The following is a 12,234-nucleotide window of genomic DNA, read 5'->3' as shown; positions in this document are numbered from 1 at the left end:
TGTTGCAAAGCAGAAAGCGGCTACACCAGGCCCTGGTCGATCATGGAGTCGGCCACCTTGATGAAGCCGGCGATGTTGGCGCCGTTCACGTAGTTGCCGGGGGTGCCGAAGCGGGCGGCCGCGTCGGCGCAGGACTTGTGGATGTTGATCATGATCTGGTGCAGGCGGGCGTCCACTTCCTCGGCGGTCCAGCCCAGGCGCATGGAGTTCTGGCTCATCTCCAGGCCCGAGGTGGCCACGCCGCCGGCGTTGGAGGCCTTGCCGGGGGAGAAGAGGATCTTGCCGGTGTTGGCCTGGAAGAACTCGACGGCGTCCAAGGTGCTGGGCATGTTGGCGCCCTCGATGACGGCCATGCAGCCGTTGGCCATCAGGTTCTTGGCCTCGTCGAGGTTCAGCTCGTTCTGGATGGCGCAGGGCAGGGCCACGTCCACCTTCTGCTCCCAGGGACGCTTGCCGGCGTGGAACTGGGCCGTCTTGAACTTCTGGGCGTAGGGGGCCACGGACATGCGGTCGATGCGCAGCATCTCGGTCATGTACTCGATCTTCTCGCCGGAGATGCCGTCGGGATCGTAGATGTAGCCGTCGGGTCCGGAGATGGTGACGACCTTGGCGCCCAGCTGGGTGGCCTTGGTGACGGCGCCCCAGGCGACGTTGCCGAAGCCGGACACGGCCACCTTCTTCCCGCCGATGGACTCGCCCTTGGTCTTCAGCGCCTCTTCGGCGAAGTAGACCACGCCGTAGCCCGTGGCTTCGGGACGGATGAGGCTGCCGCCCCAGTACTGGCCCTTGCCCGTGAGTACGCCGGTGAACTCGTTCCGCAGCTTCTTGTACATGCCGAACATGTAGCCGACCTCGCGGCCGCCCACGCCGATGTCACCGGCCGGCACGTCCGTGTCGGCGCCGATGTGGCGGAAGAGCTCCATCATGAAGGACTGGCAGAAGCGCATCACCTCGGCGTCGGACTTGCCGTTGGGGTCGAAGTTGGAGCCGCCCTTGCCGCCGCCCATGGGCAGGCCCGTCAGGCTGTTCTTGAAGATCTGCTCGAAGCCCAGGAACTTCAGGGTGTCGAGGGTGACGTTGGGATGGAAGCGGATGCCGCCCTTGTAGGGCCCGATGGCGCTGCTGAACTGCACGCGCCAGCCCGGATTGACGCGGATCTGGCCCTTGTCGTCCACCCAGGGCACGCGGAAGCCGATGGCGCGCTCGGGTTCGATCAGCCGCTCCAGGATGGCGTTCTTCTTGTACTTGGGCTCCTTCTCAAGGACCGGCGCCAGGGAGTGGAGGATTTCGGTGGCGGCCTGGATGAACAGGCTTTCCCAGGGGGCCTTCTTCTTGAGGCCCTCAAGGACTTCATTGACGTACTGGCTCATGGTTCCTCCGGGAAGGAAGGGGGTGTGGAGGCGGAACCGGGGCTCCGGCCGGGAAAAGCATTCGTGCTGAGATCCCGCGGGGCCGTCCCGAGGCGTCCGCGGCGCGATGCAGGGGCAAAAACAGGACGACATGACTCTAGCCGCACGGGCTGCCTCGAGGGAGGGCGGAGTATCAAGAGGTGATGCGAAGCACTAAAAGAGGGCTATGTGCGGGGAGCATCGGGCGCTTTGTTGACGATTCGTCAAAAAGGCCAGCCCGCCCGCAGGTCTACCCGGTTGTCGTAGAAGGTGCTGCCGCCGCCCCGGTCCGTGAGGCGCTGGGAGGTCAGGGCGTTCACGGTGCGGTCGCCGGGAGCGTCGCGACGCCACCACACCCCTTCCGCCACCGCCACGCCCACGGGCACCTTGTCCGTCACCTCCAGGGTGAAGGCCACCTCGCCCAGGTCGTTGAACGCGGTCACCGGGCCGCCGTCCGCCAGGCCGCGGCTGGCGGCCTCCGCGGGGTTCACCCGGAGGGCCATCCGGCCCATGCGCCGCCGCAGGTCCTCCCGCTCGTGGAAGGTGGAGTTGAGCCCCTGCACGGCTGGAGCCGTGACGAGCTGGAGCGGGTGCGGATCCTCCGCGCTGTGCGCCGGCAGGAAGCGGGGCAGGGGTTCCGGGTCGCGGGGGTTGAGGACTTCCACCTTGCCGCTGGGCGTGCCGAACTGGAGCGCCTGCCGGTGAGGGTCCAGCTCCACGGCGAACCCCTCGGCGAACCGGCCTGCGTCCACACCCGCCTTCCACGGATGGGGCTCGGCCAGGAGGGCGTCGATGAGGTCGTCCGCGGATTGCGAGAACACTTCCTCCGTGAAGCCCATGGCGTGCGCCAGGGCCTGGAACACCTCGAGGTTCGAGCGGCTCTCCCCCACGGGCGGCACCACGGGCCGCGCCCGCTGGATGGCGTAGTGTCCGAAGGCGCGGTAGAGGTCGCTGTGTTCCAGGGAGGTGGTGGCGGGCAGGACGAGGTCGGCGAACAGGGCCGTGTCCGTCATGAACCGCTCGTGCACCACGGTGAAGAGGTCCTCGCGGCCGAGGCCCTTCAGCACGGCGTTCTGGTCCGGCGCCACCACGGCGGGGTTCGAGTGGTAGACATAGAGCGAGGCCACCGGCGGGTCCTGCAGCTCGTTCAGGGCGCGGCCCAGCTGGTTCATGTTGAGGGTGCGGACGGGGCGGGGCAGCAGGTCTTCGCGCTCGATGAGGCGCATGGGGAATATGCCCCCGGTGCTGGTGGAGGCGAAGGCGCCGCCGCCGGGCTTGGCGTAGGCCCCCACGAAGGCGGGCAGGCAGGCCAGGGTGCGCAGGGTCATGGCGCCGTTGCCGTAGCGCGAGATCCCGTTGCCCGGGCGCAGGTGCGGATCGCGAGCGCGGCCGTAGGTCTCCGCCAGCTCGCGGACCGTGGCCGCGGGCACGCCCGTGATCGCCTCCACGCGCTCCGGCGGATAGTCCGGCAGGATGCGCGCCCGCAGCTCGTCGGCCCCCTGCACGTGGGCGGCCAGGAAAGCCTCGTCGCAGAGCTTCATCCGGTCCAGCAGGTGGAGGATCCCCAGGGCCAGGGCGCCGTCCGTGCCCGGGCGCACCAGCACCACGCGGTCGCACAGGGGCGCGGTAGCGTGGGCGTAGGTGTCGATGAGCCAGACCTGGGCGCCCTTCCGCTTGGCCTCGCGCACGGCGTGGAGGCCGTGGACGTTGGTGGCCGCGGCGTTGATGCCCCAGAGCAGAATGAGGTCGCTGGCGGCGCAGGCGTCCGGGTGCGGCGCGGGCGTGCCGCCCATCACCAGGGCCCAGCCCTCGTTCTTGGCCGGAGAGCAGATGGTTCGGTCCAGCCTCGAGGCTCCCAGGCGGTGGAAGAAGGCATGCCCGGCATTGCGCTGGACCAGGCCCATGGTGCCCGCGTACGAGTAGGGCAGGATGGCTTCGGCGCCGTGGGCGGTGATGATCCGTCGCCAGCGGTCGGTGATCTCCCCGATGGCCTCGTCCCAGGAGACGGGTGTAAAGGTGCCCTCCCCCTTTGCGCCGGTGCGGCGCAGGGGCGTCGTCAGGCGCTCCGGATGGTGCACCGTGTCCTGGTAGCGGTTCATCTTGGGGCAGAGGGCTCCCCGGGTGAACGGATGTTCCGGATCGCCGGCCACCGCCACGGCGCGGCCGTCCTCCACCTCGACCACAAGGCCGCAGGCGTCGGGGCAATCATAGGGGCAGACGGAACGGTGGCTGGTGCGGGGCATGGGACACCTCCCGGGGGGTTCCATCATGGCCGCAGCCGCGGCTCCTTCCTAGTCGCTCTGGGGGTCGCCCTGGAAGGCCCGGCGGTAGGCCGTGGGCGAGGTCTTCAGGATCTGGCGGAAGTGCAGGCGGAGGGAGACCGCCGAGCCGAAGCCGGCCAGGGCGGCCACATGCTCCACCGGGTGCCCGGTGGTCTCGAGGAGCCGCTGCGCGAAGGTGAGGCGGCGCTGGAGCAGCCAGGCCCAGACGGTGGTGCCGGTCTTCCGCCGGAAGTGGCGGGTGAAGGTGCGCCGGCTCATGCGGGCGCGTGTCGCGAGGGTGTCCACGGTGTGCGGGTGATCCAGGTGCCCCTCCGCCCAGGCCAGGGCCTCCGTGAAGGGATCCCGCCCCGACGCTGGCGCCACGGGCTGCTCGATGAACTGCGACTGGCCTCCGTGGCGGTGGGGCTGCACGACCATGCGCCGGGCTACCGCATTGGCGACCTCGGCCCCGCACTGGGACCGGAGGAGGTGGAGGCAGCAGTCGAGGCCCGCGGCCGTGCCCGCCGAGGTCACCACGTCCCCCTCGTCGACGTAGAGAACCCCCGGATTCAGCCGGACCCGCGGGAACTGCCGGGCGAACCTTTCGGCCCAGTTCCAGTGGGTGGTGGCCCGGCGCCCATCCAGGAGGCCCGCCTCGGCCAGGACGAAGGCGCCCAGGCAGAGGCCCACCACCCGCGCGCCCCGGGCATGGGCCTTCCGGAGGGCGGCGAGGAGGGCTTCGGGCGGGCGCTCCTGGGGATCCCGCCAGCTGGGGACGATGATCGTGCCGGCGCCGGCCAGGCCCCGCACGCCATGGGGGGCCTGGAGGGTGAAGCCGGCGGAGGTGCGAAGGGGGCCGGCCTCCACCCCGCAGATCCGGAGGCGGTAGGGCGGGATGCCGAGGTCCGGCCGGTCCTCGAAGACCAGGCAGGGCACCGAGAGGTGGAACGGACTGATCCGGTCGAACACCACCACGGCCAGGGTGAAGGGGTCCAGCGGGAGAGACGCCATGGCCTGATCTTATCGAACATTGTCATTCAGGCCACTTTCTCGTTCCCGTCGCGGGGCCCAGCATGAGCGCAGCCCGGTTCCGCCGGCCCCTTCAAGGAGAAGCTCATGCCCGCCTCCCCCCGCCGCGCCCTCATCGTCATCGATGTCCAGGAGGAGTACGTCACCGGCGACCTCCCCATCGAGTTCCCGCCCATCGCCGAGTCCCTGGCGAACATCGGCGCCGCCATGGACGCCGCCCGGGAGGCGGGCATCCCGGTGATCGTCGTCCAGAACCACGGGCCCGCCGGGGCGCCCCTCTTCGCCAAGGGCAGCCCCGCCTGGGAGCTCCACGAGGTGGTGCGTTCGCGCCCGTCCGACCACTACCTGGAGAAATCCCTTCCCAGCGCCTTCACCGGGACGGATCTCGCTGAGTGGCTGGGGGCCCGGGGCATCGACACCCTCGCCGTCGTGGGCTACATGACCCACAACTGCGTGGACTCCACCATCAAGCACGCCATGCACGCCGGGCTGGCGGTGGAGTTCCTGGCCGATGCCTCGGGTTCGGTGCCCTACGAGAACGCCGCGGGAAGGGTCAGCGCCGAGACGATCCACCGGACCTTCTGCGTCGTCCTCCAGTCGCGTTTCGCGGCGGTCACGGACACCCGCACCTGGGTGGCGGCCGTTCGGGGCGAGGGGCCGGCACCGGCCCGCGGCACCATCTACGACTCCAACCAGCGGGCCCGGGGTTGTCGCCCGAAGTGACGCCCGAAGTGACTCCGAAGTGAAGGTGCGCCCGGGGTGAAGGGGGTATCCTGGCGCCGGGATATCCCCATGGCCCACGCCCTCCTTCCCTCCGGCCACGGCACCTACGAGCGCCTGGTGGCGCGTCTGAACCGCTTCCCCCAGGGCGCGCCACCCTCGGAGCGGCTCCTCCAGATCCTCCGGCTCCTGGTGAGCGAGGAGGAGGCCGGCCTGCTGGCGCAGGTTCCCATCCGGCCCTTCACGGCCCGCCGCGCAGCGGCGATCTGGAAGATCCCGGAGGCGCGGGCGCGCAAGGTCCTGGAGGCCCTGGCCGGGCGCGCCATGCTGCTGGACATGGTCCACGACGGCGAGACGCGCTACGTGATGCCGCCGCCCATGGCTGGCTTTTTCGAGTTCTCGATGATGCGGGTGCGGGGCGATGTGGACCAGAAAGCCCTGGCGGAGCTCTTTCACCAGTACCTGAACGTGGAGGAGGACTTTCTCCGCGCCCTGTTCACGGGCGGGGAAACGCAGCTGGGCCGGGTCTTCGTGGACGAGACGGCGCTGCCCCGGGAGGACAGCCTCGTGGTGCTCGATCACGAGCGGGCCAGCGAGGTGGTCCGGACCGCGGGGGCCATCGGGGTCGGCACCTGCTACTGCCGCCACAAGATGGCCCATCTGGGGAAGGCCTGCGACGCGCCCATGGAGATCTGCATGACCTTCGGCACCTGCGCGGATTCCCTGACACGCCACCAGGTGGCGCGGCGCGTGGAGGCCGCGGAGTGCCTCGATCTGCTCGATCAGGCCCGCGAGCGGGGACTGGTGCAGTTCGGCGAGAACGTGCGCGAGCAGGTGAGCTTCATCTGCAACTGCTGCGGCTGCTGCTGCGAGGCCATGGTCGCGGCACGCCGCTTCGCGTTCATGAAGCCCGTCCACACCACGAACTTCCTCCCGGAGCTGGATGACGGGCGGTGCACCGGCTGCGGGAAGTGCGTCGGGGCCTGCCCCGTGGAGGCGCTCGCCCTCGTCTCGGCCCACGATCCCCGCCGCCCCACCGCGCGGCGGGCCAGGCTGGACGAGGACCGCTGCCTGGGCTGCGGCGTGTGCGTGCGGACCTGCGCTCCGAGGGCCATCCGGCTCAAGTCCCGCCCGGCGAGGGTGCTGACCCCCGCCAACACGGCCCATCGCACCGTGGTGATGGCCCTCGAGCGCGGCCAGCTGGCGGAGCTCCTGGTGGACGGGCAGTCGAGCCACGGGCACCGCGCCGTGGCCGCCATCCTCGGCGCCGTGCTCAAGCTCCCGCCCCTCCAGCGGGCCCTCGCCTCCAAGCAGGTCAAGTCGCGCTACCTGGACCGCCTGATGGCGGGGCGCTGAGGATCGGACAAACGATCCTGGAGGATTGGGCTAGAAGTTCGGAGCATCAGGCAAGCCGGCCGGCCGCCCGCTTCCTACACTTCCTCATGCCGCTCCCCGAACCAGGCGGCCCCGCATAAAAAGGTCCGCGGGCAGGACGGACGACCCTCGTCCCTGACATGGAGGAATGCATGACTCTGAACGTGCTCGGCTACGCCGCCCAGTCCCCCACCTCGGACCTGGCCCCCTTCCCCTTCGAGCGCCGTGACCCCCGGCCCGACGATGTGGTGATCGACATCCTCTACTGCGGCGTCTGCCACTCGGACCTGCACACGGCCCGCAACGACTGGGGCTGGACCACGTACCCCATCGTTCCCGGCCACGAGATCATCGGCCGCGTCCGCGAGGTGGGCGCCGCCGTCACCCGTTTCAAGGTCGGCGACGCCGTCGGCGTGGGCTGCCTGGTGGACTCCTGCCGCCACTGCAAGCCCTGCGAGCACGGTGAGGAGCAGTACTGCCAGAACGGCTTCACCGGCACCTACGGCGGCACGGATCGCCACGATGGCCGGCCCACCCAGGGCGGCTACTCCGACCAGATCGTGGTCTCCGACCGCTTCGTGCTGAAGGTGCCGGAGAACCTGGACCTCCGCGGCGCGGCACCGCTCCTCTGCGCCGGCATCACCACATGGTCGCCCCTGCGCCACTGGAAGGTCGGGAAGGGCAGCCAGGTGGCCGTGGCGGGCCTGGGTGGCCTGGGCCACATGGGCCTGAAGCTGGCCAAGGCTCTGGGCGCCGAGGTGACCCTCTTCACCCGATCCAAAGGCAAGGAGGCCGATGCCCGGCGCCTGGGCGCGGACCGCGTGGTGCTGTCCACGGATGCCGCCCAGATGGCGTCGGTCGCGGGTCGCTTCGACCTCATCGTCGACACCGTGCCTTATGTCCACGACCTGAATCCCTACATTCCAACCCTCGCCACGAACGGCACCCTGGTGCTGGTGGGCTACCTGGGCGGGCTGGAGCCCATGCTCAACAGCGTGCCCATGGTCCTCGGCCGGAAGTCCGTGGCCGGCTCCCTCATCGGCGGCATCCCCGAGACCCAGGAGCTGCTGGACTTCTGCGGCGAGCACGGCATCACGTCCGACGTGGAAGTGATCCGCATGCAGGACATCAACGGGGCCTTCGAGCGCCTGCTGAAGGCCGACGTGAAGTACCGCTTCGTCGTCGATATGGCCTCGCTGAAGACGAAGAACTGAACCCGATCCACAGGGAGAACTCTCATGAAGATGCGAACACTCGGTACTCGCGGCCTGAATGTCTCCGCCCTCGGCCTGGGCTGCATGGGCCTGAGCTTCGGCCTCGGCCCCGCCGTCGACAAGCAGGAAGGCATCGCCCTCATCCGGGCCGCCGTGGAGAAGGGAGTCACGTTCTTCGACACGGCGGAGGTCTACGGGCCCTGGACGAACGAGGAGCTGGTGGGCGAGGCCCTGGCCCCCTTCAAGGGCCGGGTGGCCATCGCCACCAAGTTCGGCTTCGCCATCGACCAGGTCTCTGGGCAGAACCCGGGCGGCCTGAACAGCCGGCCCGAGCGCATCCGGGCCGTGGCCGAGGCCTCCCTGAAGCGCCTGCGCGTGGAGGCCATCGACCTCTTCTACCAGCACCGGGTGGATCCCGAGGTGCCCATCGAGGACGTGGCCGGCACGGTCAAGCAGCTCATCCAGGAAGGCAAGGTTCGGCACTTCGGCCTCTCCGAAGCCGGCGCCGCCACCATTCGCAAGGCCCACGCCGTACAGCCCGTGGCCGCCCTGCAGAGCGAGTACTCCCTGTTCTGGCGGGAGCCGGAAGCGGAGATCATCCCCACGCTGGAGGAACTCGGCATCGGCTTCGTGCCCTTCAGCCCCCTCGGCAAGGGCTTCCTCACGGGCAAGATCGACGAGACCACCACCTTCGATCCCACCGACTTCCGCAACATCGTTCCGCGGTTCACGCCGGAAGCGCGCAAGGCCAACCTCGCCCTGGTGGAGGTGCTGAAGGCCCTGGCGGCCGCGAAGGGAGTGACCCCGGCCCAGCTCGCCCTCGCCTGGCTGCTGGCCCAGAAGCCCTGGATCGTCCCGATTCCGGGTACGACCAAGCTCCATCGGCTCGAGGAGAACCTGGGGGGCGCCGCCCTCGAACTCACCGCCGAGGACCTGAAGGCCATCGAGGCCGCCGCCTCCCAGGTCGAGCTCCAGGGCGCCCGGTACCCGGAGCACCTGCAGAAGCTGGTGGGCCGCTAACCGGCCCTCGACCGGGACCCAGGCAGACAAGGAGGATGTGATGGCCCTTTCAGAAGCCGCCGAGCGGAACCACGCGCGCTGGTTTCCGGGCCACACGTCCACCCTGAAGGCCACCGACCCGGAGTTCGTCGAGCTGTTCGACGGCTTCGCCTTCGACGAGGTGGATGCCCAGGTCCACCTGGACGACCGGACCCGCCTGATGGTCATCCTGGCGGCCCTGATCGCGAGCCAGGCGCTCGGAGAGTACAAGGTCATGCTCCGGGCGGCGCTGTCTGTGGGCGTGTCGCCGGCCGAGGTGAAGGAGGTCGTCTACCAGGCGGTGCCGTACTGCGGCATCGCCGTGGTCTTCGACTTCCTCCACGCCACCAACGAGATCCTGGCGGGCGCCGGGGTGAAGCTGCCGCTGGAGGGCCAGTCCACGACCACGCGCGAGACGCGGATGGCGCGGGGGCTGGCGGTCCAGAAGGCGATCTTCGGCGAGGTGATCGACCGGATGCGCGAGGCTGCGCCGGTCGACCAGCGGCACATCCAGGACCACTTGTCCGCCAACTGCTTCGGGGACCACTACACGCGGACGGGGCTGGACCTGCGCCTGCGGGAGCTGCTCACGTTCTCGATGCTGCTTGCGCTGCGGGGCTGCGAGGCCCAGGTGAAGGGACACATCCGGGGGAACCTCCAGGTTGGCAACCATCGGGCGACCCTGCTGAGTGTCGTCACGCAGCTTCTGCCCTACCTCGGCTACCCGAGGACCCTCAATGCCCTGCAGGCCCTGAACGAGGTCCTGCCCGCCCCCGGACTGGCCTGAAAGGAGAGAATGGTCCATGACCCGCATCCCCAAGCCATCTTCTCCCGATAGCCTCGAGCCGGAGCCCTCCCGGCCGGACGTGACCCGGCTCGCGAACCTGCTGTTGGCCCTCGCCCCCTACGACGGCACCTTCGAGCTGCGCCTTCCGGGGGTGCACGTCTCCCGGGCCTCCCGCGCCCACGCGGCCTTCCACCACGCTGTGCAGCGCCCGGGGCTATGCCTGGTGGCCCAGGGCGCGAAGCGGGTGATGCTGGGGCAGGAACTCTACGAGTACGACGCCTCGCGGGTGCTGGTCTATTCCGTGGATGTCCCCGTGTCCGCCCAGGTCACCCAGGCCAGCCTGGACGCGCCCTACCTCGGCCTCCTGGTGGATCTGGATCCGGCGCGGATCGCCGACCTGACGGCCAAGGTCTACCCCCTCGGTCTCCCCCGCCGGAGCGAGGGCCGGGCGATCTGTGTGGACCAGCTCGATGTGCCGCTGATCGACGCCGTGGTGCGGCTGATGGAGCTGGCCTCCCGGCCCGACGAGGCGGAGCTCCTGGCGCCCCTGGTCCTCGACGAGATCCTCATCCGGCTCCTGCGGAGTCCGCTGGGGCCGCGGGTGGCGCTGATCGGCCAGGAGGAGAGCAAGCTCCACCGCGTCGCCAAGGCCGTGGCCTGGGTTCGCGCCCACTTCGACCAGCCGCTGGACGTGGAGCGCCTGGCCACCCTGGTGCACATGAGCGCCTCCTCCTTCCACCAGCACTTCAAGGCCGTCACCGCCATGAGCCCCCTGCAGTACCAGAAGGCCATCCGCCTCCAGGAGGCGCGGCGTCTCATGCTGCTCACCCGTCTCGACGCCAGCACCGCCGGCCGCCGCGTGGGCTACCAGAGTCCCTCCCAGTTCGCCCGGGAGTATGGCCGCTACTTCGGGAACGCGCCGACCAAGGATGTGGCGCGGCTGCGGGAACAGGCGGAGGGGCTGAGGACGGAGGACTGACGCAGGAATAGCGGCCATCAGGATCGGCCGGGAATGGTCTTGATTCCAGGTGGACGAAGTTTGTGGGAATTGGCCTTGTGGCGATTCCGTACGAAGTCGACGACTTTCATGAAGTCAGGGTCTCGAAGCGTGTGGTCATCACATCCGCCCTTCCCGGATCGCATGCAATACAGAATGGCCGGGGCCATCTCGTCGTAGGTGAAACCCAACTCTCCCTCATCCGTATGGCCTGGCCACAGGCCTGCCGAAGGGACCCGGTCGATGTGGGTCTCTTCGATGAGGCCATCGGCGGTGAAGCAGTCGAGGGCCATGTAGACTTCCTTCTTGAAGAAGTCGCTGATCGGAAAAATGTCGCAGGCGCCATCACCCCACTTCGTGTCGTAGCCGATGTAGTCCTCGCTGAGGTTACCGGTGCCGATGACCCGAACGCGCTTGCCTGGATGGGCCTCGCCGAGTGCCATGCAGGTGAGGTAGAGGTTGATCATCCGAAGACGCGCACGGGTATTTCCCGTGTTGAGCGCCGAGATTCCATGGATGCCGATGGGCCCCACCTGCTCCTCCCAGGCTGACAGGACGGCAGAAACAGCCTGTTGGATATCGAGGGTTATATGGTTGATACCCAGCTTGTGAGCCACGGACGCAGACCGGGCGTTAAAAGTCGCGTCGTCAATGGAGCAGGCGGGCATCGAGATGCCGAAGACATTGTCTGCACCAAGGGCCGAGACCGACAGGCAGGCGCACAGGGTCGAGTCCGCCCCTCCAGACAGGCCGATGACCGCGATATCAACCTCTTTTTTGATTCCATCCACGGCAGCCAGAATGGCGGGTCGGATGTCAGTGACGAAAGGCGACATGTTGAGATCTCCTATCCTTGCACCGCGGCCCGGCGGCACACCTCAGGGCGCAAGGTACCGTTCCCGGATCACCTTCATGTGCCAGAGCTCGTGCCCGGCCACGTGATAGGCGATGGCCCGCACGCTCATGATGTTTCCCGATGCGACTCCCGAACGGAGAAGCGCCGCGTCACCAAGCCCGGCATAGAGCGAGAGCGTGGCCGCGCGAACCGTGGCGAATTCATCGATCAGATCATCAAGGGCGCGGAGGTTCGCCTGGGTCTCCGCGGTGTAGGCATCCTGGTCGAATCCAGGGAGCTCGGTCGTGTCGCCGCGGGCGAATCGCAACGCCCGATAGGCGTATATCCGCTCGTCGTCACTGAGGTGCTGGAGGATTTCCTTGATCGTCCACTTCCCAGGGGCATACCGGTGATCAAGCAGGTCTGAGGGCAGGGCGCGAAGGAACGCGGAAGTCTCGATGAGGTTCTCCCGAAGGTGCTCGAGCACCCGCCCATCGCTTGGTACCAGGTTGAAATATTGCAATACGTATGGGACATGCTCGCTGGATCCTGGCTTCTCGATCTCCCTCAAGGCCCTGCCTCCTGTCGATG

11 protein-coding genes are annotated in these 12,234 nt (G+C 68.7%); 6 read left to right on the top strand and 5 right to left on the bottom strand.

The window, feature by feature from the left end; translation table 11 throughout:
- Window positions 1-20: 20 nt before the first annotated feature.
- From gdhA to MLG87_RS10585, 3 genes are all read right to left on the bottom strand, one after another.
- Window positions 21-1,370 (bottom strand): NADP-specific glutamate dehydrogenase, encoded by a 1,350-nt coding sequence (gene gdhA, locus MLG87_RS10595; RefSeq protein WP_243287336.1) that lies wholly within the window; start codon window positions 1,368-1,370, stop codon window positions 21-23.
- A 242-nt stretch (window positions 1,371-1,612) separates the two neighbouring features.
- The gene (locus tag MLG87_RS10590) at window positions 1,613-3,631 is read right to left on the bottom strand and encodes a molybdopterin oxidoreductase family protein (RefSeq protein WP_243295144.1); all 2,019 of its coding nucleotides are present in this window, start codon (window positions 3,629-3,631) and stop codon (window positions 1,613-1,615) included.
- Between the two features lie 48 nt (window positions 3,632-3,679).
- Window positions 3,680-4,660: a helix-turn-helix domain-containing protein gene (locus MLG87_RS10585; RefSeq protein ID WP_243295143.1), complete on the bottom strand. Its 981-nt coding sequence runs from the start codon at window positions 4,658-4,660 to the stop codon at window positions 3,680-3,682.
- 105 nt (window positions 4,661-4,765) lie between these two features.
- On the opposite strand from MLG87_RS10585, the gene MLG87_RS10580 reads away from it, so the two are divergent.
- The 6 genes from MLG87_RS10580 to MLG87_RS10555 all read left to right on the top strand — a co-directional run bounded on the left by MLG87_RS10580 (window position 4,766) and on the right by MLG87_RS10555 (window position 10,790).
- Window positions 4,766-5,401, top strand: a complete 636-nt coding sequence (locus MLG87_RS10580) for a cysteine hydrolase family protein (protein WP_243295142.1) — start codon at window positions 4,766-4,768, stop codon at window positions 5,399-5,401.
- Between the two features lie 69 nt (window positions 5,402-5,470).
- Window positions 5,471-6,754 carry a 4Fe-4S dicluster domain-containing protein gene (locus MLG87_RS10575; RefSeq protein ID WP_243295141.1) on the top strand — a complete coding sequence of 428 codons (1,284 nt, stop codon included), beginning with the start codon at window positions 5,471-5,473 and terminating at the stop codon, window positions 6,752-6,754.
- Between the two features lie 170 nt (window positions 6,755-6,924).
- Window positions 6,925-7,986, top strand: coding sequence for an NAD(P)-dependent alcohol dehydrogenase (locus MLG87_RS10570; protein WP_243295140.1), 1,062 nt, complete (start codon window positions 6,925-6,927; stop codon window positions 7,984-7,986).
- Window positions 7,987-8,010: 24 nt separating this feature from the next.
- On the top strand, window positions 8,011-9,006 hold the full coding sequence (locus tag MLG87_RS10565; RefSeq protein ID WP_243295139.1) for an aldo/keto reductase: 996 nt from the start codon (window positions 8,011-8,013) through the stop codon (window positions 9,004-9,006).
- 40 nt (window positions 9,007-9,046) lie between these two features.
- On the top strand, window positions 9,047-9,811 hold the full coding sequence (locus tag MLG87_RS10560) for a carboxymuconolactone decarboxylase family protein (protein ID WP_243295138.1): 765 nt from the start codon (window positions 9,047-9,049) through the stop codon (window positions 9,809-9,811).
- Between the two features lie 16 nt (window positions 9,812-9,827).
- On the top strand, window positions 9,828-10,790 hold the full coding sequence (locus MLG87_RS10555) for an AraC family transcriptional regulator (RefSeq protein WP_243295137.1): 963 nt from the start codon (window positions 9,828-9,830) through the stop codon (window positions 10,788-10,790).
- Between the two features lie 17 nt (window positions 10,791-10,807).
- Here the strand turns inward: MLG87_RS10555 and nadE are convergent, their stop codons facing one another.
- Complete coding sequence (gene nadE / locus MLG87_RS10550; RefSeq protein WP_243295136.1) at window positions 10,808-11,644, bottom strand: NAD(+) synthase; 837 nt, start codon at window positions 11,642-11,644, stop codon at window positions 10,808-10,810.
- 42 nt (window positions 11,645-11,686) lie between these two features.
- Entirely contained in the window at window positions 11,687-12,214 is a 528-nt protein-coding gene (locus MLG87_RS10545; RefSeq protein ID WP_243295135.1) for a DinB family protein, read from the bottom strand.
- Between the last annotated feature and the right edge of the window lie 20 nt (window positions 12,215-12,234).

Origin of the sequence: Geothrix mesophila, assembly GCF_022808835.1 — a bacterium.
GTDB classification, from domain to species: domain Bacteria; phylum Acidobacteriota; class Holophagae; order Holophagales; family Holophagaceae; genus Geothrix; species Geothrix paludis.
This window is presented reverse-complemented; position numbering and strand designations above follow the sequence as displayed.